Source organism: Streptomyces sp. NRRL B-24085, assembly GCF_001282115.1.
Lineage (GTDB): Bacteria > Actinomycetota > Actinomycetes > Streptomycetales > Streptomycetaceae > Streptomyces.
The window spans coordinates 1-26,057 of record NZ_LJBR01000043.1; the positions used below are offsets into that span (position 1 = coordinate 1).

A 26,057-nucleotide genomic window follows, 5' to 3' on the forward strand; every position below is an offset into this window, starting at 1 on the left:
TGGGGACATACTGCACGTGCTTCCCCCGAGGTCCCAGAGCGGACCCGTGGTCGGGGTCGGCAAGACGCGTGCCGAGCCGCAACGGCCGCGCCGGCGGGCCGGGTTGACGACGACCGCAGCGGCCGGCGGGCTCGCGTCCGCCCCGCTTTGCCGTCAACTGACCGCCGCCCGGCCCCTGGTCACCCGTGCCGCGTCTCCTAAGGTGAGCGGGGTCAGGGGCGGAGAATTCGAGGACCGGTGCGGAGCGGAGCCGCCGTGCCGCATCCGGACGGGGAGCTGGGGCGTCTACGTCGTTATGGACCTGGAGAAGCAGCCCGCGCCGCAGGCACCCCCGCCCGAGGGATGTCTCACCGTCGCCATTCGCATCCCCGTACGGATCGTCGTGCTCGTGCTGGTCGTGCCCGTGCGGATCGTGTGGGACGCGCTCGTCGTGCTGGGGCGCTTCCTGCGGGACAGCGTGCTGCGGCCCCTGTGGCGGGCGCTCGTCGTCTGGCCCTGCACGGCCCTGTGGCGCTATGGGGTCGTGCCTCTCGCCAAAGCGGTCGGCTGGCTGGGCAAGGTGCTCCTCGTCATCCCGCTGGTGTGGCTGTACCGGTCGGTGCTGACGCCGGTCGGGCACGGCGTCACGTGGCTGGTGCGGGGGATCGTCGCCGGCCTGGTGTGGGTGTACGCGCGCGTCCTCACCCCGATCGGGCACGGGACCCTGTGGCTCCTCAAGGGCGTGGTCGCGGGGCTCGTCTGGATCTGCACGGTGACCGGGCGCGGCGTCGCGTGGGTCGTACGGGGGATCGTGGCGGGACTGGCGTGGGTGTACGCGCGCATGTGCACCCCGGTCGGGCACGCGATCGTGTGGCTCCTCAAGGGCGTCGGAGCCGTGCTCCTCTGGATCCTCACGCCGATCGGGCGCGCGATCCTCTGGTGCGCCCAGGGGATCGCCTGGTGTGCCAGGGGGATCGCGTGGCTGGTGAGCGCCGTCGTCACCGGCATCGGTGTGGCCCTGTACTGGATCGCCCGCGTCCTGCTCGTCCTGCCCGCCGTCGCCCTGTGGCGCTGGGTCCTCGCGCCCGTGGGGCGGGCCCTCGCCGTGGTCGGCCGGGAGGTGTGGGACGCGCTCGGGCACGCCTGGCGGATCGCCGGGCACATCTCCCTCGCCGTCGGCCGGTTCCTCGCGACCCTCTTCCGGTGGATCTTCGTCGAGCCGGTGCGCTGGGTGTACCGCGAGGTCCTGACCCCCGTCGGACACGTGGTCCGGGACGTCGGACACGTGGTCCGGGACGCGGTGCTGCGGCCCGTCGCCGAGGCCGCGCGCAGTGTGGGCCGGATCACCCGGGCCACGCTCGCCTCCGCCCGGGAGTCCGTGCGGCAGGCCCGGGCCGACGTCCGCAGGGTTCTTTTCGGCGCTTCCGGGGGAACCCGTGAGCGTGAGGCGGTGGCCCGGCGGGAACCGCAGGGCGCCGACACACGTACTCTTGGTAGCAGTACGACCGCACTCACGAAGGACTGAGCGACACTGGGCAAGCGACAGCCCGAAGGCCCGCCGCCCGCACCGGCGGTGCAGCGCATCCGACTGCGCTACACCAAGCGCGGCCGCCTCCGGTTCACCAGCCACCGTGACTTCCAGCGCGCCTTCGAGCGTGCGCTGCGCCGCGCCGAGGTGCCCATGGCGTACTCGGCGGGGTTCACGCCGCATCCGAAGGTGTCGTACGCCAATGCCGCACCCACCGGCACGGGCAGTGAGGCGGAGTACCTGGAGATCGCGCTCACGCAGGCGCGCGACCCGGAGAAGCTCCGGCTCCTCCTCGACGAGTCGCTGCCCGCCGGGCTCGACGTCGTCGACGCGGTCGAGGCCCGGACCTCGGGACTCGCCGACCGGCTCACCGCTTCCGTGTGGGAGCTCAGGCTGGACGGCGTGGAGGCGGCCGAGGCCGAGCGCGCGGTCGCCGCGTTCAACACCGCCGAGGCGGTCGAGGTCCAGCGCACCACCAAGAACGGCCTCAGGACCTTCGACGCCCGCCCCGCGGTCGTACACCTGGAAACGCACAGTGAACCTGCTGATAGGCCGACCGACCAGCCCTGTGCGATACTGCGGCTGGTTGTTCGGCACGTGACGCCTGCCGTACGACCCGACGACGTCCTGTCCGGTCTCCGCGCCGTGGCCGACCTGGCGCCGCCGGTCCCCGCTGCGGTGACCAGGCTGGCGCAGGGGCTGCTCGATGAAGAGACCGGCACGGTGACCGACCCGCTCGCGCCCGACCGCGAGGCAGCCGAGGCCCACTCAACGGCCGAACCGACTGCCGCCGCGAAGGCGCCGGCGTAAGGAAGGTCCCGCGAAGGACGGGCGTCGTAGCGCAGCCCTCGTACTCGGGAGCCACCTGGGTCGGGCAGCGCACCGACCACAAGACTTTCGCCAGGCCGTACCCAGCAAGGGCGTACGGAACCGGCGAGACAGGACACAGAGAGCTCCCGTGCGGCGCCCGCGCCCCGGACGGCGGCACCGCGCATCGCGCGAGCCGCGGACGTCACCGGCATCCTCGCCGGACCAGGCGCGGCGCCCGGGAGCCTGACGGGAGACAAGCCCGCATGCTCGAACCGACCGAACCCATCGAGGGTTCCGAACAGAACACCCCCAGCGACACCCTGCCGCCGCGTCGTCGGCGCCGTGCCGCGTCCAGGCCGGCGGGACCGCCGGTCGCCGCCGCCCCGGGCGGCGAGGAGGTCGTCGCTCCGGCCATACCGGCCGCGGAGGCCGAGGACCTCGTCACGGACGAGGAGGAGAAGCTCGACGAGAACGTCGAGACCGGTGAGACCGCCGTGGCGGAGGAGCCGGCCGCGCCCGCCGCGCGTCCGCGTCGGCGTGCGACCCGCCGGGCGTCGGCCCCTGCCGGGGCCCCCGCGGCGGCCGAGGCCGCCGAGACCGTGGTGCCGGTGACAGCGGCCGAGACGCCCGCACAGCTCGCGGCCGAGGACAGCGCCCCCGCCGCCGGGACCGAGGACGCGGCTCCGCCCGCGCGTACCCGTCGGCGTGCGACCCGCCGGGTGACCGCGCCCGCCGCCGCCCCCGAGGCCGAGGAGTCGGCAGAGACCGAAGCGCCGGTGACCGCCGGGACGCCCGCCGAGACCGAGGCACCCGCGGCCGAGACCGCCGAGGCCGCCGCACCTGCTCCGCGCACCCGTCGCCGTGCCACCCGCCGGGCCGCCGCGCCCGCCGGTGCTCCGGAGGCCGCGGAGACCGTCGAGGCCGCGCCCGCCGCGGAGGTGGCCGAGCCGGTGACCGCGGAGCCGGTGGCCGCCGAGGCCCCCGCCGAGACCGCCGCGCCCGCCGGACGTACGCGTCGCCGTGCCACGCGTCGCGTCGCCGCGCCCGCCGGTGCCCCCGAGGGCGAGACCGTCGAGGCCGCGCCGGCCGAGACCGCCGCCGAGGCCCCCGTGCAGGAAGCCGCCGCCGAGGCCCCCGCCGAGGAAGCCGCCCCGCGCCGTGCCCGTCGCCGGTCCGTCCGTCAGGCCGCCACCGGGTTCTCCGAGCCCGCGCGGCGCGGTGCCGCTGCCGGTGCCGACGACGAGGACGGATCGCCGCGTCGGCCCGCGCGACCCGCGGTCGCCGTGTTCCAGGCCCCCGTCTTCACCGAGCCGCAGTTCCAGACCCCGCAGCGGGCCGCCGCCGAGGCCGCCGCGGAGGCGGAGGCCGGACAGAGCGAGCAGGCCGAGGCCGTCGAGCCGGTCGAGGAGACCGCCGTCGAGGAGCAGACCGGGTCGCGGCGCCGCCGCCGACGCCGCCGGTGACGACGCCGAGGAGACCGGGTCGCGGCGCCGCCGCCGGCGCGGTGGCCGCCGCCGTCGCCGGGGCGAGTCCGCCGAGGCGTCCGGTGACGAGGAGCCGGACGACTCCGACGAGCCCGCCGCCGAGGAGGCCGGCCGGTCCGCGCACTCCGCGCAGGACGACGACGGCGCCGACGCCGAGCACGACGACGAGGACGACGAGGACGCCCGTTCGGACGAGTCCGGCGGCTCCAGCTCCAGCAGCCGTCGCCGCCGTCGCCGCAGGCGCCGGGCCGGTGACTCCTCCGCCGACACCGAGCCCGGTGACGGCGACCCCGAGCGGACCGTGGTCAAGGTGCGCGAGCCGCGCCCGAAGGCGGAGCCGTCCGACGAGGTGCAGTCCATCAAGGGCTCGACCCGTCTGGAGGCCAAGAAGCAGCGCCGCCGCGAGGGCCGCGAGCAGGGCCGCCGTCGCGTCCCGATCATCACCGAGGCCGAGTTCCTGGCCCGCCGCGAGGCCGTCGAGCGCGTGATGGTCGTCCGGCAGAGCGGTGAGCGCACCCAGATCGGCGTCCTCGAGGACGGTGTGCTCGTCGAGCACTACGTCAACAAGGAGCAGGCCACCTCGTACGTCGGCAACGTCTACCTGGGCAAGGTCCAGAACGTCCTGCCGTCGATGGAGGCCGCCTTCATCGACATCGGCAAGGGCCGCAACGCCGTGCTGTACGCCGGTGAGGTCAACTTCGAGGCGCTGGGCATGGCCAACGGGCCGCGCCGCATCGAGTCCGCGCTCAAGTCCGGCCAGCCGGTGCTCGTCCAGGTCACCAAGGACCCGATCGGGCACAAGGGCGCGCGTCTGACCAGCCAGGTCTCTCTGCCGGGCCGCTACCTCGTGTACGTGCCCGAGGGCTCCATGACCGGTATCAGCCGCAAGCTGCCCGACACCGAGCGGGCGCGGCTGAAGACCATCCTCAAGAAGATCGTCCCCGAGGACGCGGGCGTCATCGTACGCACCGCCGCCGAGGGCGCCAGCGAGGACGAGCTGCGCCGCGACGTCGAGCGGCTCCAGGCGCAGTGGGAGGACATCCAGAAGAAGGCGAAGAGCGGCAACGCCCCGACGCTGCTCTACGGCGAGCCGGACATGACCGTCCGGGTCGTCCGAGACATCTTCAACGAGGACTTCTCCAAGGTCGTCGTCAGCGGTCAGGAAGCCTGGGAGACCGTCCACGGATACGTCTCGCACGTCGCGCCCGACCTCGCCGAGCGGCTCCAGAAGTGGACCTCCGAGGTCGACGTCTTCGCCACGTACCGGATCGACGAGCAGCTCGCCAAGGCGTTGGACCGCAAGGTCTGGCTGCCCAGCGGCGGTTCGCTGGTGATCGACCGGACCGAGGCGATGGTCGTCGTCGACGTCAACACCGGCAAGTTCACCGGCCAGGGCGGCAACCTGGAGGAGACGGTCACCAGGAACAACCTGGAGGCGGCCGAGGAGATCGTGCGTCAGCTCCGGCTGCGCGACCTCGGCGGCATCATCGTGATCGACTTCATCGACATGGTCCTGGAGTCCAACCGGGACCTGGTGCTCCGGCGCCTGCTGGAGTGCCTGGGCCGGGACCGGACCAAGCACCAGGTCGCCGAGGTCACCTCGCTGGGCCTGGTCCAGATGACCCGCAAGCGGGTCGGACAGGGCCTGCTGGAGTCCTTCTCGGAGACCTGCGTGCACTGCAACGGCCGCGGTGTCATCGTGCACATGGAGCAGCCGACCTCCGCCGGTGGCGGCGGCAAGCGCAAGAAGCGCGGGCGCGGCGGCGACGGGCACGAGCACACGCACGAGGCCGTGGCCGCCGTGGAGGCGCCCGAGGAGATCGAGGTCGAGACCGAGGCGGAGGTCGCCGCGGAGGTCGCCGAGCCGATCGCGCTGGCCCCGGCCGAGTTCGCGCCGGACGAGGAGCTGTACAGCAGCGTCGCCGAGGCGGAGGCCGCGGCCACGCGCGGGCGTGGCCGTCGCAGGGCGAGCCGCCGGGCGTCCGCCCCGGCCGGTGCCCCGCGGGGCGGCGGGTCGAGGAGGTCGGGTGGTGCCGAGGCGCCGGCCGACCTGGAGAGCCCGGTGTCCGAGGACGTCGAGGTCCCGACCGCCCAGGCCGTGCCGGCCGAGGTCGAGGCCGAGCGTCCCGTGCAGCCGGAGTCGGCCGCCGAGGCGCAGGCCGAGCCGGTCGCGGCGGAGGACCCGGTGGTCGAGGCCGCGTCGGCCGCGCCCGAGCCCGCTGCCGACGAGGCCGCGCCCAAGGGCCGTACGCGTCGCCGGGCCACCCGCAGGGCGTCGGCTCCGGCCGGTTCCCCGGCGGGCGCCGAGGCGGCCGTGGTGACGGTCGCCGAGGCCGCGCCGGTGGTCGAGGCGCCGGCGGAGGAGGCACCCGTGGTGCCGGCCGAGCCCGAGGCGGCCCCCGAGAGCGCCGCCCCGGCCCGTCCGCGCCGGCGTGCCGTCCGCAAGGCCACCGCGCCCACTGCGTCCGAGGAGGCGGCCGTCGTGGTCGTGCCCTCGGCCGAGGCGCCGGCCGACGCGGAGGAGCCCGCCGACGTGGCGGTTCCGGCCAAGAAGACGGCCCGCAAGACGGCCAAGAAGGCCACGGCGAAGAAGGCGGCGACCAAGAAGACCGCCGCGAAGAAGACGGTCGCGAAGAAGACCACCGCCAAGAAGACGACCGCGAAGAAGGCGGCGTCGAAGAAGACGGTGGCGGCCGAGCAGAAGTCGCCGCGTTCCGTCTCCACCCCGGCGGAGGACTCCTGACGGTCCACCGGGCCTGACGGACGGTCACCGAATGGATTCGGCCGTCCGAAGATCGAAATCCGCTCCTGGTTCGCCGGGAGCGGATTTCGTGATTCTGTGGGTATTGCGTCCGAACGGAAAGTTGTCAACCGGTGATCCATCATGTGAATGGCCGGTGAATCCCCGGCCTGTCCTCAGGGTTATGATGTGAGCCGAGATTGACGCTTAATTTAGACAAATAGGGATTTTCGTGAAGGCTCTCGTGCTCTCCGGGGGAGCGGGCACCCGCCTCCGCCCGATCACCCACACCTCCGCCAAGCAGTTGGTGCCGGTCGCCAACAAGCCGGTGCTGTTCTACGGCCTGGAGGCGATCGCCGAGGCCGGGATCAGCGAGGTCGGCATCGTCGTCGGCGACACCGCGGACGAGATCCGAGAGGCGGTCGGTGACGGCTCCCAGTTCGGGATCAAGGTCACCTACATCCCGCAGGAAGCGCCGCTGGGCCTCGCCCACGCCGTGCTCATCGCGCAGGAGTTCCTGGGTGACGAGGACTTCGTCATGTACCTCGGCGACAACTTCATCGTCGGCGGTATCACCGGTCTGGTGGACGAGTTCCGCGCCGAGCGGCCCGACGCGCAGATCCTGCTGACCCGCGTCCCCAACCCCACCTCCTTCGGTGTCGCCGAACTCGACGGCGACGGCCGGGTGGTGGGCCTGGAGGAGAAGCCGAAGCAGCCCAAGAGCGACCTCGCCCTCGTCGGCGTCTACCTCTTCACCCCGGCCATCCACGAGGCCGTCCGCTCCATCGAGCCCTCCTGGCGCGGCGAGCTGGAGATCACCCACGCCATCCAGTGGCTGATCGACCAGCAGCGCGACGTCCGCTCCACGACCATCTCCGGGTACTGGAAGGACACCGGCAACGTCACCGACATGCTGGAGGTCAACCGCTCGGTCCTGGAGACCGTCGATCCGGTGAACGAGGGCACGGTCGACGAGTCCAGCGAGATCATCGGCCGGGTCCGCATCGAGGCGGGTGCCAGCGTCAGTGGCAGCCGGATCGTCGGCCCTGCCATCATCGGTGCCGGCACGGTGGTCAACGACGCCTACATCGGCCCGTTCACGTCCGTCTCCGAGGACTGCCGGATCGAGGACAGCGAAATCGAGTACTCCATCGTGCTGCGCGGCTCGTCCGTGACCGGCGTGCGCCGCGTGGAGGCCTCGCTCATCGGACGTGACGTCGAGGTCACGCCCGCGCCCCGTAACCCCAAGGCACACCGGCTCGTGCTCGGTGATCACAGCAAGGTGCAGATCTCTTCATGACCACTCGGATTCTGGTGACCGGCGGTGCCGGCTTCATCGGCTCGCACTACGTCCGTACCGTGCTCGGCCCCGAGGGCCCCGGTGACGTCTCGGTCACCGTCCTGGACAAGCTGACGTACGCGGGCAACCCGGCCAACCTCGACGAGGTGCGCGAGCACCCGGGCTTCGCCTTCGTGCAGGGCGACATCTGCGACCCCGAGCTGGTCGGCAAGCTGATGGCCGAGCACGACCAGGTGGTGCACTTCGCCGCCGAGTCGCACGTCGACCGTTCCATCGACGGCGGCGCCGAGTTCGTGCGCACCAACGTGGTCGGCACCCACACCCTCATCGACGCGGCCCACCGCGCGGGCATCAAGACCTTCGTGCACATCTCCACCGACGAGGTCTACGGCTCGATCGACGAGGGCTCCTGGCCCGAGACGCACCCGCTGGAGCCCAACTCGCCGTACTCCTCGGCGAAGGCCTCCAGCGACCTGATCGCGCTGTCGTACCACCGCACCCACGGCCTGGACGTGCGCGTGACCCGCTGCTCCAACAACTACGGGCACCACCACTTCCCCGAGAAGGTCATCCCGCTCTTCGTGACCAACCTCCTCGACGGCAAGAAGGTCCCGCTGTACGGCGACGGCGGCAACGTCCGCGACTGGCTGCACATCGACGACCACGTCCAGGGCATCGAGCTCGTGCGCACCAAGGGCCGCGCGGGCGAGGTCTACAACATCGGCGGCGGCACCGAGCTCTCCAACAAGGAGCTCACCGAGCTGCTGCTGAAGGCGTGCGGCGCCGACTGGGAGACCAGCGTCGAGTACGTCGAGGACCGCAAGGGCCACGACCGCCGCTACTCCGTCGACTGCACGAAGATCCGCGAGGAGCTCGGCTACGAGCCCCGCAAGAGCTTCGAGCAGGGCCTCGCGGAGACCGTGCAGTGGTACCGCGACAACCGCGCCTGGTGGGAGCCGCTGAAGGAGCGGGCCGCGCTGTGACCGACAACCGCACCTGGCTGGTCACGGGCGCGGGCGGCATGCTGGGCCAGGACGTCCTGGCCCGGCTGGACCGGTCGGGGGAGCGGTACGTCGCGCTCGACCGCAAGGCGCTGGACCTCACCGACGCCGACGCCGTGCGCGCGGCTGTCGAGGAGCACCGGCCCGCCGTGGTCGTCAACTGCGCGGCCTGGACCGCCGTCGACGACGCCGAGACCCGTGAGGACGAGGCGCTCGCCATCAACGGCGACGGGCCGCGCCACCTCGCCGAGGCCTGCGCCCGCACCGGCGCCGTCCTGCTGCACGTCTCCACCGACTACGTCTTCGCCGGGGACGCCGCGGAGCCGTACGCCGAGGACGCGCCCACCGCGCCCCGCAGCGCCTACGGCCGCACCAAGCTGGCCGGGGAGCAGGCCGTGCTGAAGGGGCTCCCGGAGCGCGGGTACGTCGTGCGCACCGCCTGGCTCTACGGCACCGGCGGCCCCAACTTCGTCAAGACGATGATCAAGCTGGAGGGCGTCAAGGACACCCTCGACGTCGTCGACGACCAGCGCGGCCAGCCCACCTGGAGCGCCGATCTCGCGGGCCTGCTGGTCCAGTTGGGCCTCGGCGCCCTGGCCGGCACCGCCCCGGCCGGCGTCTACCACGGCACCAGCTCGGGCGAGACCACCTGGCACGGCTTCACCCAGGAGATCTTCCGGCTGCTCGGCGCCGACCCGGACCGGGTCCGCCCCACCACCAGCGACGCGTTCGTACGCCCCGCTCCCCGTCCCGCCTACAGCGTCCTCGGTCACGGCCGGTTCGCCGAGGCCGGCATCGAGCCGCTGCGCGACTGGCGCACGGCTCTCACCGAGGCCTTCCCGGAGATCCACCGGGTCCATCTGAAGGAGAACACGGCGTGACGGTCAAGGTCAGCGTCGTCATCGCGGTCTACAACCCCGGCAAGTACGTCGAGGACTGCATCACGGGCCTGCTCCGGCAGAGCCTGACCCCGGACGAGTTCGAGGTCTTCTTCGTCGACGACGGCTCCACCGACGAGACCCCGGCCCGCCTGGACCAGCTCGCCGCCGAGCACCCGCACTTCCACGTCATCCACCAGGAGTCCTCCGGCTGGTCGGGCAAGCCCCGCAACACCGGCATCGAGGCCGCCCAGGGCGAGTACGTCATGTTCGTCGACCACGACGACTGGCTGGGCGACGAGGCCCTCGAGCGGATGTACGACTACGGCAAGGCCAACGACGCCGACGTGGTCGTGGGCAAGATGGCGGGCATCGGACGCCCGGTCCCGCAGGAGCTGTTCCGGGTCAACCGGCCGCGGGCGACGGTCGAGAACGCGCCGCTGATCGACAGCCTCACCCCGCACAAGATGTTCCGGCGGGAGTTCCTCAACGAGCACGGCATGCGCTTCAAGGAGGGCCGCCGGCGCCTGGAGGACCATGTCTTCGTCGCCGAGGCCTACCTGCGCGCCAAGAGCGTCGCCGTGCTCAGCGACTACCTGTGCTACTACCACATCACCCGTGACGACGGCTCCAACGCCGGTTTCCAGCGCTTCGACCCGGTCGGCTACTTCGGCAACCTGCGCGAGGCCCTCGACGTCGTCGAGTCGCTGACCGAGCCGGGAGCGCTGCGCGACAAGCTGTTCAGCCGCTGGCTGCGCAACGAGATGGTCGAGCGGCTGCGCGGCCAGCGCCTCCTCAAGCTCCCGGAGGACTACGCCGAGGAGCTGTACACCGAGATCCACAAGGTGGTCACCGAGCGCTTCGGCCCCGGTGTCGTCGCCCGCCTCGGTCTCACCCAGAAGGTCGTCGCCGGGCTGGTCTTCGCCGACCGGTACCAGGACATCCGCACGCTCGCCGAGTGGGAGGCCGGGATCAAGCCCACCGGCGAGCTCACCTCGCTGGAGTGGCAGGACGGCACCCTGCACGTCGGCTTCGACGCCGAACTGCACAACGGCGACGAGCCGATGACCTTCCGCCGCGACGGCGAGCGCCGGCTGCTCGACCTGCCGCTGTCCGGGGAGGCCCTGGGGGCACTCGGCGACCAGGGCATCAAACTGGACGCCCCGCTCGCCAAGAGCGACGTGGACCTGGTGGTCCGGCACCGCGAGGACGCCCGGCAGTTCTACCTGCCCGTCAAGAGCGAGCCGCACGAGATCGAGGCCGGCGACGGTGTCCTGCGGCAGCGGATCTCCGCCCGCGCCGAGCTCGACCCCGAGACCGCGGCCTCCGGCGCCCCGCTCGACAAGGGCATCTGGGACCTGCACCTGAGGATCAAGTCCTGCGGCTGGAGCAAGGAGACCCGGCTCGGCGCGGTGCGCGGCGAGGACGTCGAGGCCGGCCGCCTGGCCGCCCTCACCGGCGAGCCCAAGCGGCTCGTCCTGCCGTACTGGACCGACGGTCCCGGCAACCTCTCGCTCGACGTCGATCAGCACACCAACAAGCTGGAGGGCGAGGCGGTCGCCTTCATGCCGCCCGCCGAGGGCGCCGTCGAGGGTTCCGTCGTACGGCTGCCGCTGCCGCTGCACATCGCCGCGGCCGGCGGGGACACCGTCCAGCTGCGCTTCGAGCGCAAGAACGTCGGCAAGTACCCGGCCGACGCCACGCTCGACGGCCGTGTCGCCACCGCCACCCTGCCGCTGGACAAGCTCACCGGCATGCGCTGGGCGGTGCGGATCGGCGTGCCCTCCGCGGCCCGCGGTGAGCGCAAGTGGACGCGGCTGCCCGTCGACGTCGTGGTGGACGCCGACGGTGCCGCCGAGGTGATCGACCGGCACACGCCGTCCGCCACGAAGAAGACGGCTCCGAGCGCCCCCAAGAAGAAGGCCGCCGCGCCGCGCCCGCTGTGGCGCCGGGCCGCCGGGCGCATCAAGCGCGCCCTGACCAACCAGAAGAAGGGCTGAGAACCCCGCGATGCGACCCCTTTCCATCTCCGGTGCCTGGGTGTTCGAGCCGAAGGTCTTCCCCGACGGCCGGGGCAGCTTCCACGAGTGGTTCAAGGCCCCGGTCTTCGCGGAGGCGGCGGGCCACCCGCTGAGCCTGGCCCAGGCCAACATGTCGGTCTCCAGCCGGGGCACCCTGCGCGGCATCCACTTCGCCGACGTGCCGCCCGGGCAGGCCAAGTACGTCAAGTGCGTGCGCGGCGCGGTCCTCGACGTGATCGTGGACATCCGGGTGGGCTCGCCCACCTTCGGCCAGTGGGAGATCGTCCGCCTGGACGACCAGGACCACCACGCCGTCTACCTCTCCGAGGGGCTCGGCCACGGGTTCATGGCGCTCACCGACGACGCCACCGTGGTCTACCTCTGCTCGGAGGGATACGCGCCCGAGCGCGAGCACGGCATCCACCCGCTCGACCCGGAGATCGGCATCGAGTGGCCGGAGGGGGTCGCCCCGCTGCTGTCCGCCAAGGACGAGCAGGCGCCCACCCTGGCCGAGGCCCGCGAGCAGGGGCTGCTGCCCTCCTACGAGGCCTGCGTGGCCTACCGGGAGAGCCTCGGCTCCTGACGCGTGGGTTTGAACGCGACGGGGCCCGGTTTGACCCGTTCGGCCGTGGCCCCGTAACCTAGACCGTCGGCGTGTCCACTGGTGACACGCCACATCCCCGTAAACCTCTTCCTCTCGGGTCTTTCGTCTGGCCGGGAGAGGCCGTCTGCTCTGCCGGGCGGCTGGACTGCGGGGGTGCCGTTCCCGAGCGAGAGAGTGAGATCCGCGTGTACGCCATCGTGCGCAGCGGTGGTCGCCAGCACAAGGTTGCTGTCGGCGACATCGTTGAGGTTGACAAGATTTCCACTGCCAAGGTTGGCGACACGGTCGAGCTCTCGACCCTGCTCGTTGTCGACGGCGACGCTGTGACCAGCGACCCGTGGGTCCTGGCCGGCATCAAGGTCCAGGCCGAGGTCGTGGACCACCACAAGGGCGTCAAGATCGACATCCTTCGCTACAAGAACAAGACCGGCTACCGCCGTCGTCAGGGCCACCGCCAGCAGTACACGGCGATCAAGGTCACTGAGATCCCCGCGGCTGCGAAGTAAGGGACTGAGGAGAGATGGCACACAAGAAGGGCGCATCGTCCACCCGTAACGGTCGTGACTCCAACGCTCAGCGCCTCGGCGTGAAGCGCTTCGGTGGTCAGGTCGTGAACGCGGGCGAGATCCTGGTCCGCCAGCGCGGCACCCACTTCCACCCGGGTTCGGGCGTCGGCCGTGGCGGCGACGACACGCTGTTCGCGCTGAACGCCGGTGCGGTGGAGTTCGGTACCCACCGTGGCCGCAAGGTCGTGAACATCGTTCCGGTCGCCTGAGCTCAGGCTCAGACCGAACTTTTCGCGAGGCGGACCTCACTTCCCTGGTGGGAAGGCGGGTCCGCCTTTCGCGTGTTACGCCAGTAGTACCCATGACGTTTTTGGAGGCACCGAACCATGACCACCTTCGTGGACCGCGTCGAACTGCATGTCGCCGCGGGTAACGGAGGTCACGGCTGTGCCTCCGTCCACCGGGAGAAGTTCAAGCCGCTCGGCGGTCCCGACGGCGGAAACGGCGGGCGGGGCGGCGACGTCATCCTGACCGTCGACCAGTCCGTGACCACCCTGCTCGAGTACCACCACTCCCCGCACCGCAAGGCCACCAACGGCAAGCCCGGCGAGGGCGGCAACCGCTCCGGCAAGGACGGCCAGGACCTGGTCCTGCCGGTCCCCGACGGCACCGTCGTCCTTGACAAGGCGGGCAACGTCCTCGCCGACCTGGTCGGCCACGGCACCTCCTACGTCGCCGCCCAGGGCGGCCGCGGCGGCCTCGGCAACGCGGCGCTGGCCTCCGCCCGCCGCAAGGCCCCCGGCTTCGCGCTGCTCGGCGTCCCCGGCGACCTCCAGGACATCGTCCTGGAGCTCAAGACCGTCGCCGACGTGGCGCTGGTCGGCTACCCGAGCGCGGGCAAGTCCTCGCTGATCTCGGTGCTGAGCGCGGCCAAGCCGAAGATCGCCGACTACCCCTTCACCACCCTGGTCCCGAACCTGGGCGTGGTCACCGCCGGCGACACCGTCTACACCATCGCCGACGTGCCGGGCCTGATCCCGGGCGCCAGCCAGGGCAAGGGCCTGGGCCTGGAGTTCCTGCGGCACGTCGAGCGGTGCAGTGTCCTCGTGCACGTCCTGGACACCGCCACCCTGGAGTCCGACCGCGACCCGGTCTCCGACCTCGACATCATCGAGGCCGAGCTCAGGGAGTACGGCGGCCTCGACAACCGTCCCCGCGTCGTCGTCCTGAACAAGATCGACGTACCGGACGGCAAGGACCTCGCCGAGATGGTGCGCCCGGACCTGGAGGCGCGCGGCTACCGCGTCTTCGAGGTGTCCGCGGTCGCCCACATGGGGCTGAGGGAGCTGTCCTTCGCGCTCGCCGACCTGGTCGGCCGGGCGCGGGCCGCGAGGCCCAAGGAGGAGGCGACCCGGATCGTCATCCGGCCCAAGGCCGTGGACGACACCGGCTTCACCGTGGTCCGCGAGGAGGACGGGCTGTTCCGGGTGCGCGGCGAGAAGCCGGAGCGCTGGGTGCGGCAGACCGACTTCAGCAACGACGAGGCCGTCGGCTACCTCGCCGACCGCCTCAACCGCCTCGGTGTGGAAGAGGAGTTGATGAAGGCGGGCGCCCGTTCGGGCGACGGCGTCGCCATCGGCCCCGAGGACAACGCGGTCGTCTTCGACTGGGAGCCGACCGTGATGGCCGGCGCCGAGATGCTCGGCCGGCGCGGTGAGGACCACCGCTTCGAGGCACCCCGGCCCGCTGCCCAGCGCCGCCGCGACAAGCAGGCCGAACGGGACGAGGCGGCCCAGGAGTTCGACGACTTCGAGCCGTTCTGATCCGAGGCGCGGACCGGCCGCGAGACAACCAACCGCCCTTCCTGTGAGTCGTACCGGGCAATCCGTACGACCGTCACAGGAAGGGATGCGGCATGCGCGTACAACGAAGAGGGTGGCACACGGCGCTCGCCGTCGCCCTGGCGCTCGGCGGAGTCGTCGCCCTGCCCACAGCCGCCGGAGCCGCTGAGGCCCCCCGCCAGGTGCGGGACGACTTCAACGGGGACGGGTACGCCGACCTCGCGGTGGCCGCGCCCGACGGGACCGTGGCCGGCCGGGCGAAGGCCGGGTTCGTCGGTGTGCTGTACGGCTCGGCGAGCGGCCTGAAGGCATCTACCAAACGGGTGTTCAGCCAGAACACGGCGGGCGTCCCGGGCGGTTCCGAGGCCGGCGACCGGTTCGGCAGCGCGCTCACCGCCGCCGACCTCGACCGGGACGGGTACACCGACCTGATCGTGGGAGTGGGCGGTGAGAACGGCGGTGCCGGTCTGGTGCAGGTCGTCTGGGGCGGCGCCCGCGGTCTGTCCGGGGCCGCCTCCCTCGCCTCCGGCGCGGCCCGCGACGGCCTCGGCGCCCAGGGCCGGCTCGCGGCCGGAGACGCCGACGGGGACGGCGCGACCGATCTGCTGACCGTGGTGAACCAGCACGACCTGGTGGCCACCGGCGGCCCCTTCACCCGCTCCGGCTCGGCCACCGGCGAGCGCCAGGTGGTGAAGGACAGGTACGACAGCCGGGTCCTCGACCTCGACGTGGGCGACCTCAACGGCGACGGGATCACCGACGTCGTGGCCGCCGAGAACGGCACGGACACGTTCGACTCCCGGCGGATCGCCTACTGGTGGGGCACCAGGGACGGCCTCACGCCCTGGACCCTGGTCTACGACATCGACGGCGCCGGACTCCAGGGCGGCGAGAACCTCGCGGTCGGGGACGTGAACCGGGACGGCTACGCCGACATCGTGGTGGGCCGGACCGTCGAGGGCTACGAGAGCGACCAGGACACCTACCTTGCCAAGGGCGGCCGTGTCACCTGGATACCCGGCACCCCGGGCGCTCCTGACGGAGCGTCGGCCCAGTTCGTCAACCAGGACAGCCCCAGCGTGCCCGGCACCGCCGAGAAGGGCGACGGCTTCGGCACCGACGTCCAGCTCGCCGACGTCGACGGGGACGGCTACCTCGACGTGGTCACCGGTGTGCCCGGCGAGGACCTGGGCCCGATGACCGCACCGAACTCCGTCAAGGACGCCGGCGCGGTCGTGGTGCTGAGCGGCCGGGCCGACGGGCTGACCGGAGTGGGCTCCCACCAGGTGGTCACGCAGGACACTCCGGGGGTGCCCGGCGCCACCGAGAAGGGCGACGTCTTCGGCAAGGCCGTCCATGTGGGTGACGCGAACGGCGACGGCCTCGCCGACGTCGCGGTCGGCGCGCCCGGTGAGAACTCCGGCGCCGGGTCCGTGTGGTCCTTCCGCTCCAAGGGGGAGTACGTCGTCTCGCCCGGTGGCCTGCCGATTCCGGCCACCGTCCTGGGGCCGGACGGCACGCTCGCCTTCGGCCACACCCTGCTCGGCACCACCGCCACGAACGCCCGTCTGGGCTCGTACTTCGCCAACTAGAACCCAAAAGATCGTCAGTCGGCGGTGTCCTGAAGGCCGTTGCGCCGGGATCACGTTCATCATGTGATACCCGAGTCGCAACGGCTCTTCTGTTGTCTACCTATTTGTCATGCACGCGAACACTCTGGTTCAACGCACGGATCACCCCGAAGCGTGAGCTTCCAGGGTGCCCAAGAGGTCAGCGACGCAAGGGAGTTCGCCCATGTACGGAGCAGCATCACCCGGCCGACGCCGCTTTCTGACCGCCGGTGCCGCCGTGCTCGGCGCCGCCGCCTCCGCCCAGCTCTGGCTGCCGGGCACCGCCCGGGCGGCGGAGACCCCGCTGCCCGACGGGGTGTTCGGCCTCGGCGTGGCCTCCGGCGACCCGCTGCCGGACGGCATCGTGCTCTGGACCCGGCTCGCCCCCGATCCGCTGAACGGCGGAGGCATGCCCGACAGGGTGGTGCCGGTCGAATGGGAGCTCGCCGAGGACGAGCGCTTCAGAAAGGTGGTCCGGCGCGGCACCGCCCAGGCCCTGCCCGCGTACGGACACAGCGTCCACGTCGACGTACGGGGTCTGCGCGCGGGCCGTGCGTACTGGTACCGCTTCCGCGCCGACGGCCAGCTCTCGCGCACCGGCCGCACCCGCACCGCCCCCGCCCGGCACAGCTCCGGCGGCAGCCTCCGGGTCGCGCTCGCCTCCTGCCAGAACTGGCAGCACGGCTACTTCACGCCGTACGCCGACATGCTGGACCAGGACCCCGACGTCGTGCTGTTCGTCGGCGACTACATCTACGAGTCGGCGCCGTCGTCGGCCGGTCCGCGCCGGCACGAGGGCACGGGGGAGCCGTACACCCTCGTCCAGTACCGCAACCGGTACGCCCAGTACCGCACCGACCCGGACCTCGCCGAGATCCACGCCAACGCGCCCTGGGTGGTCACCTTCGACGACCACGAGGTCGACAACGACTGGGCCGGCGAGATCCCGCAGGACCCCGACAAGCAGCCGCACGACGCGTTCGTGGCCCGGATCACGGCGGCCTTCCAGGCGTACTACGAGCACATGCCGGTGCGCGCCGGCGCGGTCCCGAACGGCCCGCACATCCGGATGCACCGGCGGCTGGACTTCGGCCGGCTGGTCCGGCTGAACGTGCTCGACACCCGGCAGTTCCGCAGCGACCAGGTCACCAGCCAGGCCGCCGCCCAGGACCCCTCGCTCACCATGCTCGGCGCCGAGCAGAAGCAGTGGCTGCTCGACGGGCTGCACGGCTCACCGGCCCGCTGGAACCTGATCGCCTCGCAGATCATGATGGCCGAGACCGACATCCTGCCCGGCGAGGGCAAGCTCTGGTACTACGACGCCTGGGACGGCTACCAGGTCGAACGCAACGCCCTGCTGGAGGAGTTCAAGCGGGTGCGCAACCCCGTCGTGCTCTCCGGCGACCGCCACCTCACGATGATCAGCGACCTCAAGGAGGACTACGCCGACCCGTCCTCCCGGGTCGTCGGCGCCGAGTTCGTCGGCACCTCCATCTCCAGCAACGGCGACCAGGACCAGGCCGCCTTCCACGCCCAGTGGGACCCGCTGAGGGCCGACAACCCGCACTGGAAGTACATCGACGCCCACCGCGGCTACCACCTCTTCGACATCGACCGGCACGGCATCGACGCGCAGGTCAGGGCCGTCGACACGGTGGTCAGGCCGCAGGCGACGACCACCACGCTGGCACAGTTGCGGGTGGACGCGGGCAAGCCGGGGGTCCGGCCCGCGTGAGGCGGGTGGCCTGAGAGGGGCACGGTCCTCATCGCAGTCCCACGCTCCTCTCAGGCAACACTCACGCACCTCTCTTACCGTCCTCTGACCATGGAGACGGACTGTACGAGAGACGACCTTCCGGTGAACGGCCCGACCGCACCGCTGCCCGCCGGCACGCGCCTGCTGCACATCGGCCCCCACAAGACCGGCACGACCGCCGTCCAGGGCGCCCTGTTCGCGGCGAAGGACCTGCTGCCCGAGCACGGCGTCGTCTTCCCGGCGCACACCAGACACCCGATGGAAGCCGTCCTGGCCGCGTGCGCGAGGCCCGCGATGATGGGTGACACCGCGCCCACCGAGAAGCACTGGACACGCCTGCTGGAACAGGTCGGGGCCGCCGGCGGCAGGACCGCGGTGGTCAGCAGCGAGTTCTTCGCCGACGCCGAGGACGACGAGACGGTCGCGCGGATCGTCGAGCAGCTCGGCGGGGAGCTCGTGCACGTGGTGGTCACCCTGCGGCCGCTGGCGAGGATCATGCCCTCGCAGTGGCAGCAGTACGTGCAGAACGGCCTGCGCATGGGCTACGAGGACTGGCTCACCCACATGCTGCGCAAGGCGCCGTACGAGCAGCCCAACCCCAGCTTCTGGCGCCGCCACCGGCACGACCGGCTCGTCGAGCGCTGGGCACGGGCGGTCGGTCCGGAGCGGATCACCGTCGTCGTGGTCGACGACCGCGACCGCGGCGGTCTGCTGCGCACTTTCGAACAGCTCCTCGGGCTGCCCGGGAATCTCCTCCAGCCCGTTCCCGACACCGCGAATCGTTCTCTTACTCTCGCCGAGACCGAAATGCTGCGAAACCTTAACAAGGAATTCCGCGGCAATGGACTGCCGGACGAGTTGTATTCCAGGCTCGTCCGCAACGGGGCCGTCATGCATATGAAGAACGCGTGCAGCCCGTCACCCGACGACGTGAAGATCCTCACTCCGGAGTGGGCCCTCGAAGCCGCGGCCGGGATCGCCGCCGAGATGACCCGGAACATCGGCGCCGCGGGCGTGCGGATCATCGGTGACCTGCGTCTCCTGTCCGCCGTACCGCAGGCGCCCGTCCCGGACGGCATCCCCGCCCCGCGGATCTCTCCGGAGGTGGCGGCGCGGGCGCTGTACGGGGCGCTGGCCGCGGCGGCCGAGGCGCCGGTGCGGCACACCTCGCCGGCCAAGGCGCGCACGGTGCACCAGACGTCGTCGAAGGAACTGATGCGGGTGCTCGGTCACCGGTGTCTGAAGAAGCTGCGCCGACGCTGAACTCCCGGACCGCCGCCGTTACCGGCAGTGCAAGATGAATGACAGGTAGCGCGTACATATGCGGCGAACGGCGGTCACCTTGCACAGCGGTAACCGCAAGTGGGACCATTTCCCCGTTCCCTGTCGCCCCGAGGTAGGTCTTCTGTGTCCCAGCACATCGCCAAGCCCCGTACCACCGCAGTGATCCTGGCCGGTGGCACCGGTCAGCGCGTGGGTCTCTCGATCCCCAAGCAGCTGCTGAAGATCGCCGGCAAGGCAGTCATCGAGCACACCCTGACCACCTTTGAGAAGGCCGACTCCATCGACGACATCATCGTGCTGATGGCGCCGGGCTACGTACCCGACATAGAGAAGATCGTCGCCAAGGCCGGGTTCACCAAGGTCAAGAAGATCATCGAGGGTGGCTCCACCCGGAACGAGACCACCGAGCGCGCCATCGCGGCCCTCGGCGAGGGCCTGGCCGAGGGCGAGGACCTCAACGTCCTGTTCCACGACGCCGTACGCCCGCTGCTGTCCCGGCGTGTCATCGACGACTGCGTGGCCGCCCTGGAGCGCTACCAGGCCGTCGACGTGGCCATCCCGTCCGCGGACACCATCATCGTCACGCGCACGCACGGCCAGGACGGCGAGTTCATCACCGAGATCCCGGACCGCGCCCGGCTGCGCCGCGGCCAGACCCCGCAGGCCTTCAAGCTGTCCACCATCAGGCGCGCCTACGAGGTCGCCGCCGGTGACCCCAACTTCCAGGCCACGGACGACTGTTCGGTCGTGCTCAAGTACCTGCCGGACGTGCCGATCCACGTCGTCGCGGGTGACGAGTACAACATGAAGGTCACCCAGCCCGTCGACGTCTTCATCGCCGACAAGCTCTTCCAGCTCGCCTCGACGGCCGCGCCCGAGCAGGTCGGCGACGAGGCCTACCGCGAGCTGCTCACCGGCAAGACCGTCGTCGTCTTCGGCGGCTCCTACGGCATCGGCAAGGACATCGGCGAACTCGCCGAGTCCTACGGCGCCAAGGTGTACGCGCTCGGCCGCTCCACCACCGGCACCCACGTCGAGAACCCGGAGGAGGTCGACGACGCGCTGTCCAAGGCGTACGCCGAGACCGGGCGCATCGACTACGTCGTCAACACCGCGGGCGTGCTGCGCATCGGCAAGCTCGCGGAGACCGACAACGCCACCATCGAGGAGGCGCTGAAGGTCAACTACCTGGCCCCGGTGCAGATCGCGCGCTCCTCGTACAAGTACCTGGCGGAGACCAAGGGCCAGCTGCTGCTGTACACCTCCAGCAGCTACACCCGCGGCCGCGCCGAGTACAGCCTGTACTCCTCGACCAAGGCCGCGATGGTCAACCTGACGCAGGCCCTGTCCGACGAATGGGCGGGTGAAGGCGTCCGGGTGAACTGCATCAACCCGGAGCGCACCGCCACGCCCATGCGCACCAAGGCCTTCGGCCAGGAGCCCGCGGGCACCCTGCTGTCCTCCGAGGCGGTGGCCCGCACCTCGCTCGACGTGCTGCTCTCCGAGCTGACCGGTCATGTCATCGACGTCCGCCAGCAGGACCCGACGGCCTCCGCGGGCCAGGCGTCCGGCTTCGAGGCCGCGCTCGCCAGTGTCCTCGACCGTCAGGACGGCGTGGCATAATCAAGGCAAATAGCCTCTCGTAATTCAGGCCTCTGTGGCTGCCCGTTCATGGTGCATTCGCAGGGGCCTGAATCCGTAAACAACCGGCATCCCTCCCAGAGCAGGTTTTCAGTGATAAGCACCGCTATTCGCGTCGCCCGGGTGGGCAGCGCGGCCGAGCTGGCCGCGGCGGTCCTCATGCTGGCGGGCTTCCCCGCCATAATGGTGGCCGCGCTCGTCCCGAGCGTCCCCGCCTTCGCGGCCGCGACCGCCGTCACGTACCTTGCGGACCACTATCTGCACCGCCAGGGCAGCTATCTGATCAACCGCCTCAGCAAGGTCCGCGCCGGTCTGTCGATCCGCTTCCTGATCAGACAGCTCCTGCTGATCCTGCTGCTGGCCCGGCTGGACCTCTCCGAGAACCTGATCTTCTACGGGGCCACCGCCTGCTTCATCGCCTTCTACGGCCTCCAGGCCCCGCACGGCGCGCTGGTCACCCTGATCCGCAACCGCCGCCGGCTCCCGGTCGCCACCCGCAACGTCGACCTGGCCTCCCGCATCCGCATCCCGGACGCCCCGCCGATGGGACTGCTGAACCGGTCGGCCGAGAAGATGCTGCACCTCGACCTCGCGGCCGTGGTCGGCATACTCGTGGCCGCCGCGACCGACACGGCACTGCCGGGCTTCATCGGCATCGGCGTGACGATAGTGCTCGGCACCCTGTACGTCCTGGCGCTGACGCCGTACGTGCGCGGCAGGAAGATCCCGCCGAACGCCGACAAGGTCCTCGCCGCGGTCGACGAATGGCTGCGCGAGTACAAGCCGGAGACGGTGCTGTACTTCTCCGGCTCCAAAGACTCCGCTTATCAGGTCAACATGTGGCTGGAGACCATGGAGCAGCTGGACTCCCGGCCGCTGATCATCCTGCGTGAGCGCGTCATCCTGCAGAACCTCGCGCCCACCACGGTCCCCGTCATCTGCGTGCCCGGAGGGGTGCACCTGATGAACATGGACCTGTCCACGGTGCGGGTCGCGCTGTACGCGGCGAACGTCGGCAAGAACATCCACCTGCTGCGCGTGCCCACCATGAAGCACGTCTTCATCGGTCACGGCGACAGCGACAAGCTGGCGAGCGTCAACCCGTTCAGCAAGGCGTACGACGAGGTGTGGACCGCGGGCCGGGCGGGCCGCGACCGCTATGCCATCGCCGACGTAGGCGTCCGCGACGAGGACATCGTCGAGGTGGGCCGTCCGCAGCTCGCGCCGATCCAGACCTGGCAGGGCGTGCCCGAGGGCCGGATGCCGACCGTGCTCTACGCGCCCACCTGGGAGGGCTGGGACGGCAACCCGGGCAACACCTCGCTGATGCTGGCCGGCGAGAACATCGTGCGGCAGCTGCTGGCGGCCGACCCGCCGGTCCGCGTCCTCTACAAGCCGCACCCCTTCACCGGCACGGTCCTGCCCAAGGCGGGCGCCGCGCACCTGAAGGTGAGCGCGCTGATCGAGAAGGCCGCCGCCGAGCGCGCCGCGGACCCCCGCTTCCAGGCCGACGCGACCGGGCTTGCCGCGGCCAAGGCCGAGCTCGCCCGGATCGAGGCGCGGCTCGCGGTCCTCGCCGGCAGCGGCGGAGAGAAGGGCGACGAGGCCGAGGCCACCCGTGACGGCGTGGTCGACGTGGCCAGGTACGAGGAGATCGCCCGGCTGCGCGGCGAGTGGAACGACGCGTATTGGCGCGCCTTCCCGACGTGGGAGCACCGGGTCATCACGGGCGCCGAACCGCGGCTGTACGACTGCTTCAACGTCTCCGACGCGATGGTCTCCGACATCTCCAGCGTGGTGTCCGACTTCATCGCGAGCGGCAAGCCGTACGCCGTCACCGACTCCGCCGAGCTGGGTGTGGAGGAGTTCAAGCGGCAGAACACCGCGGTGCGGGCCGCCACGATCCTGTCCAACGGGGCCGGCGAGCTGGGCGAGCTGCTGGACGCGGTCCGCGACCCGGCGGCCGACCCGCTGGCCGAGGACCGCACGGAGCTCAAGCAGTACCTGCTCGGACCGGACGAGCCCACCTCCATCGAGCAGTTCAACACCGCGGTGGCGAACCTCGCGATCAAGGCCGAGGCGCGCAACGTCGGCCAGGAGTCACGGGCGGCGGCCTCCGCGGCGGAGACCGTGGTCTGACCTCGGGTCGGTAAAGAAACGGCCCGGTTTTCGGTGGTGATTCCCGAGAACCGGGCCGTTGCTGCGTATGTCAGGGCACCGGAACAACCCACCGTCCAGGGGGAACAGTGTCCTTCACGCAGCCTGATGTGACCGTCGTCGTCGGGGCGTACGAGGCGATGCCGTACCTGGTCGACTGCCTGGCCTCAGTCGAGGCCCAGACGATCGGCCACGCGCGCGTCGAGGTCGTCGCGGTCGACGACGGCTCGACCGACGGCACCGGCGCGTACCTGGAGGAGTTCGCCGCCCGCAGCCGCCTCGACGTCACGGTGATCCGGCAGGACAACTCCGGCGGCCCCGGCGGCCCGCGCAACGTCGGACTGGGCAAGGCGACCGGGCGCTACGTCTTCTTCCTGGACGCCGACGACCGGCTCGGCCCCGAGGCCCTGGAGCGGATGGTCGCGACGGCCGACCGCAACGGCACGGACGTGGTCCTCGGCCGCGTCGAGGGCGTCAACCGCAAGCCGCCGACGTCGATGTGGGGGCGGACCCTGGAGCGCACCGACGTCTTCTCGTCCAACATCAAGTTCACGCTCAGCGCGCAGAAGCTGTTCCGCCGCGCCTTCCTCGAACGGCACGGCATGCGCTTCGACGAGTCCCTGTGGACCGGCGAGGACGCGCTGTTCACCATGGAGGCCTATCTGCGGGCCGACGGCGTCTCCGTGATCGCCGACCACACCTGCTACTACCTGGTGGGCCGCGAGGACGGCAAGCACGTCACCAGGACCGGCAGCCACACCCTGCGCTTCGACTCCGCGCGCGCCCTGATGAACCTGATCGCCGACATGGTCCCGGCGGGCGCACGACGCGACACCCTGATGGTCCGGCCCTTCCTCGTCACACTGCTCCCGCAGTTCGGCCCGGGGTTCCTGAAGGACGGCGAGGCGGTCCGCAGGGAGAAGCTGGAGCTGGCGAAGCCGCTGGTGGACGCCTACTGGACCGGCGAGGTGGCCCACCGCCTCCGCGTCCACGAGCGGCTGCGCCTGCACCTGGTGGCGGCGGGCCGCCCGGATCTCCTGGTGGACGTCCTGGAGTTCATGAGGGCCGGGAGGACCCCGGAGGCCGTGCTGGAGAGGGGCGGCCGCCGGGTGTACCTCGCGTACCCGTTCTTCCGTGACCGGTCGGCGGGCCTGCCCGATTCCGTCTACCTGGCCGAGCCGCGCGAGGCCCGGGACGTCCCCGGCTACCGGGAGGTCGGGGTGGACCAGTTGCTGCGCCGGGCGGTCCGCAAGGCGCGCAGGGTGCTCACCCCGGCAGCGTGAGCGTCCCGGAGGCGCACACGGTCCCCTCGTCCCGCCGCTGCCCCGGCAGCCTGCGCTCCCGGGCCGCCGCGCACAACGCCTGAACGGCCATGTCGAACCGTTCCTGCGAGGTCGGTTCGTCCGGCCCCAGCAGCCGCCGCTTCAACTCGGCCCGCGCGTCCACGAGTTCGTCCCGCTCCGGGTGCCGTACCGCGTCCAGCAGCGCGGCCGTGCCCGCCGCGTCCGATGTCAGCACGGTCGCCGCCCCCGCCGTGGGGAAGGCCGCACGGAACGCGGCCTCGTCCAACTCGCTGGTGTTCGCCACCGCGTAGGGCTTCCCGCTGGCCAGGAAGTCGCTGACCACGCTGGACACATCGCTGATCAGCAGGTCGGCCCGGTTGAAGCAGGCGTACAGCGCGGGCCGGACGTCGGTCACGACCTGGTGCTCCCACTCCGGCAGCGAGGCCCAGTACGCCCGTTCCCAGGCGGCCGTCGCCCGGGCCACCGCCTCCGCCCGGCCCGGTTCCGGCGTGGACTGGAGCAGCATCCGCTCGGCCGAGTCCGCGGCGGCCCGGAAGGACGCGGTGGTGAGCCGGTCCAACTCCCGCGTCCTGCGGGCCAGTTCACCGTCGTCGGCGGGCCGTTCCCCGGTCCGCTCCCGGTTGGCCGCCCGGACCAGCTCACGGATCCTCAGGTCCGCCTCACCGGCCCTCGGGTCCACCGAACCGGTCAACGGGTGCGGCTTGTACAGCAGCCGCACCCCGGGATCCGCCAGCAGCGCCCGCACGATGTTCTCGCCCGCCTCGATCACCGAGGTGTTGCCGGGGTTGCCGTCCCAGCCCTCCCAGGTCGGGGCGTACAGCACCGTCGTGTACGGCCCGGCCGGCGGCCCCTCGTACGGCCGTACGGCGTCGAGCTGGGGGCGGCCGATCTCCACCACGTCCTTGTCCTCGACGCCGACCTGGGCCGCCGCGTACCGCTCGCGGGCCGCGGGACCGGCCACCCACACCTCGTCGTAGGCCTTCGCGTACGGGTTGCAGGAGGACAGCTTGTCGCTCTCGCCGTGGTTGACGAAGGTGTGCTTGATCGTCGGGATGCGCAGGACCTGGGAGGTCTTGCCGGAGTTCGACGGGTGGATGAGGACCTGGAGCGTGGACTGCTCCAGGCGCAGCAGCGTGGACACCTTCGGCAGGCAGACGATCGGCACATCGGTCGCGGCGATCTTCTGCATCATGAACCGCTCGCGCAGGATGATGACCGGCTTCCCGTCGAGCTTGGCGAGCGGCTCCAGCCACATGTTGGCCTGGTAGGCGGAGGAGACCCCGCCGGAGAAGTACAGGCCGACGGTCGGCCGGTACGCGGCGAGCCACGCGTCGAACCAGTCCAGCACCTCCTGCTCGCCCGCCGGACGCCGGCTCGGCAGCAGTCGTACGACGAGGTCCGCCAGGCCCATGAGCGCGAGCCCCAGGGACAGGGCGATGCCCAGGGCCGCCCAGCGGGGTTCGCCGGTGGCCGCCGTGACCAGCAGGCCCGCCGTGGCGGGCAGGCCGTACACCAGCAGCCGGGGACCCGGCCCGGCGCAGCAGGGCGGGCGCGGCCGGGGTCAGGCGGACACCGGGGGGGTGCGGGGCCCCCGGACCAGGGCGGAGACCGCC

At 71.5% G+C, this 26,057-nt stretch carries 16 protein-coding genes and 2 pseudogenes; 17 read left to right on the plus strand and 1 reads right to left on the minus strand.

From position 1 onward, the window contains the following. The first annotated feature begins 295 nt into the window (after positions 1 to 295). From AOJ26_RS06765 to AOJ26_RS06845, 17 genes and pseudogenes are all read left to right on the plus strand, one after another. The gene (locus tag AOJ26_RS06765) at positions 296 to 1,504 is read left to right on the plus strand and encodes a hypothetical protein (RefSeq protein ID WP_053847267.1); all 1,209 of its coding nucleotides are present in this window, start codon (positions 296 to 298) and stop codon (positions 1,502 to 1,504) included. A 48-nt stretch (positions 1,505 to 1,552) separates the two neighbouring features. Beyond that, the gene (locus AOJ26_RS06770) at positions 1,553 to 2,317 is read left to right on the plus strand and encodes a TIGR03936 family radical SAM-associated protein (RefSeq protein WP_053847268.1); all 765 of its coding nucleotides are present in this window, start codon (positions 1,553 to 1,555) and stop codon (positions 2,315 to 2,317) included. A gap of 263 nt (positions 2,318 to 2,580) precedes the next feature. Next, a pseudogene (locus tag AOJ26_RS06775) lies at positions 2,581 to 6,544 on the plus strand (Rne/Rng family ribonuclease). Between the two features lie 229 nt (positions 6,545 to 6,773). Continuing rightward, positions 6,774 to 7,841 (plus strand): glucose-1-phosphate thymidylyltransferase, encoded by a 1,068-nt coding sequence (locus AOJ26_RS06780; protein ID WP_053847269.1) that lies wholly within the window; start codon positions 6,774 to 6,776, stop codon positions 7,839 to 7,841. Then, positions 7,838 to 8,824 (plus strand): dTDP-glucose 4,6-dehydratase, encoded by a 987-nt coding sequence (gene rfbB, locus AOJ26_RS06785; protein ID WP_053847270.1) that lies wholly within the window; start codon positions 7,838 to 7,840, stop codon positions 8,822 to 8,824. The genes AOJ26_RS06780 and rfbB overlap by 4 nt, the downstream gene beginning before the upstream one ends. Further along, positions 8,821 to 9,723 (plus strand): dTDP-4-dehydrorhamnose reductase, encoded by a 903-nt coding sequence (gene rfbD / locus AOJ26_RS06790; RefSeq protein ID WP_053847271.1) that lies wholly within the window; start codon positions 8,821 to 8,823, stop codon positions 9,721 to 9,723. The genes rfbB and rfbD overlap by 4 nt, the downstream gene beginning before the upstream one ends. Continuing rightward, positions 9,720 to 11,720 carry a glycosyltransferase family 2 protein gene (locus AOJ26_RS06795; protein WP_053847272.1) on the plus strand — a complete coding sequence of 667 codons (2,001 nt, stop codon included), beginning with the start codon at positions 9,720 to 9,722 and terminating at the stop codon, positions 11,718 to 11,720. Before rfbD ends, AOJ26_RS06795 begins: the two co-directional genes overlap by 4 nt. A 10-nt stretch (positions 11,721 to 11,730) precedes the next feature. Next, positions 11,731 to 12,324: a dTDP-4-dehydrorhamnose 3,5-epimerase gene (rfbC, locus tag AOJ26_RS06800; RefSeq protein ID WP_053847273.1), complete on the plus strand. Its 594-nt coding sequence runs from the start codon at positions 11,731 to 11,733 to the stop codon at positions 12,322 to 12,324. Between the two features lie 206 nt (positions 12,325 to 12,530). After that, positions 12,531 to 12,851 (plus strand): 50S ribosomal protein L21, encoded by a 321-nt coding sequence (rplU, locus tag AOJ26_RS06805; RefSeq protein WP_007381993.1) that lies wholly within the window; start codon positions 12,531 to 12,533, stop codon positions 12,849 to 12,851. Positions 12,852 to 12,865: 14 nt separating this feature from the next. Further along, on the plus strand, positions 12,866 to 13,120 hold the full coding sequence (gene rpmA, locus AOJ26_RS06810) for a 50S ribosomal protein L27 (RefSeq protein WP_019063244.1): 255 nt from the start codon (positions 12,866 to 12,868) through the stop codon (positions 13,118 to 13,120). Positions 13,121 to 13,237: 117 nt separating this feature from the next. Next, complete coding sequence (gene obgE, locus AOJ26_RS06815) at positions 13,238 to 14,674, plus strand: GTPase ObgE (RefSeq protein ID WP_053847274.1); 1,437 nt, start codon at positions 13,238 to 13,240, stop codon at positions 14,672 to 14,674. A gap of 92 nt (positions 14,675 to 14,766) precedes the next feature. After that, positions 14,767 to 16,284, plus strand: a complete 1,518-nt coding sequence (locus tag AOJ26_RS06820; RefSeq protein WP_053847275.1) for an FG-GAP and VCBS repeat-containing protein — start codon at positions 14,767 to 14,769, stop codon at positions 16,282 to 16,284. 202 nt (positions 16,285 to 16,486) lie between these two features. After that, entirely contained in the window at positions 16,487 to 18,037 is a 1,551-nt protein-coding gene (locus tag AOJ26_RS06825) for an alkaline phosphatase D family protein (RefSeq protein ID WP_053847276.1), read from the plus strand. A gap of 90 nt (positions 18,038 to 18,127) precedes the next feature. Next, a complete protein-coding gene (locus AOJ26_RS06830) occupies positions 18,128 to 19,321 on the plus strand; it encodes a hypothetical protein (RefSeq protein ID WP_053847277.1) in 1,194 nt (397 codons plus the stop codon). Positions 19,322 to 19,465: 144 nt separating this feature from the next. Continuing rightward, the gene (locus tag AOJ26_RS06835) at positions 19,466 to 20,965 is read left to right on the plus strand and encodes a bifunctional cytidylyltransferase/SDR family oxidoreductase (protein ID WP_053847278.1); all 1,500 of its coding nucleotides are present in this window, start codon (positions 19,466 to 19,468) and stop codon (positions 20,963 to 20,965) included. A 111-nt stretch (positions 20,966 to 21,076) separates the two neighbouring features. Next, positions 21,077 to 23,122, plus strand: a complete 2,046-nt coding sequence (locus AOJ26_RS06840) for a CDP-glycerol glycerophosphotransferase family protein (protein ID WP_234358476.1) — start codon at positions 21,077 to 21,079, stop codon at positions 23,120 to 23,122. A 107-nt stretch (positions 23,123 to 23,229) separates the two neighbouring features. Then, positions 23,230 to 24,423: a glycosyltransferase family 2 protein gene (locus tag AOJ26_RS06845; RefSeq protein WP_053847280.1), complete on the plus strand. Its 1,194-nt coding sequence runs from the start codon at positions 23,230 to 23,232 to the stop codon at positions 24,421 to 24,423. Here the strand turns inward: AOJ26_RS06845 and AOJ26_RS06850 are convergent. Further along, positions 24,407 to 26,057: pseudogene (locus tag AOJ26_RS06850) on the minus strand (hypothetical protein); the annotation flags it as partial. The gene AOJ26_RS06845 and the pseudogene AOJ26_RS06850 sit on opposite strands and share 17 nt — an antisense overlap.

Bases quoted from the DNA above. Each gene is read 5' to 3' on its own strand.
- AOJ26_RS06765 (WP_053847267.1), top strand. From the start codon at position 296: ATGGACCTGGAGAAGCAGCCCGCGCCGCAGGCACCCCCGCCCGAGGGA.
- AOJ26_RS06830 (WP_053847277.1), top strand. From the start codon at position 18,128: ATGGAGACGGACTGTACGAGAGACGACCTTCCGGTGAACGGCCCGACC.
- rfbC (WP_053847273.1), top strand. From the start codon at position 11,731: ATGCGACCCCTTTCCATCTCCGGTGCCTGGGTGTTCGAGCCGAAGGTC.
- obgE (WP_053847274.1), top strand. From the start codon at position 13,238: ATGACCACCTTCGTGGACCGCGTCGAACTGCATGTCGCCGCGGGTAAC.
- AOJ26_RS06820 (WP_053847275.1), top strand. From the start codon at position 14,767: ATGCGCGTACAACGAAGAGGGTGGCACACGGCGCTCGCCGTCGCCCTG.
- rpmA (WP_019063244.1), top strand. From the start codon at position 12,866: ATGGCACACAAGAAGGGCGCATCGTCCACCCGTAACGGTCGTGACTCC.
- AOJ26_RS06825 (WP_053847276.1), top strand. From the start codon at position 16,487: ATGTACGGAGCAGCATCACCCGGCCGACGCCGCTTTCTGACCGCCGGT.
- rfbB (WP_053847270.1), top strand. From the start codon at position 7,838: ATGACCACTCGGATTCTGGTGACCGGCGGTGCCGGCTTCATCGGCTCG.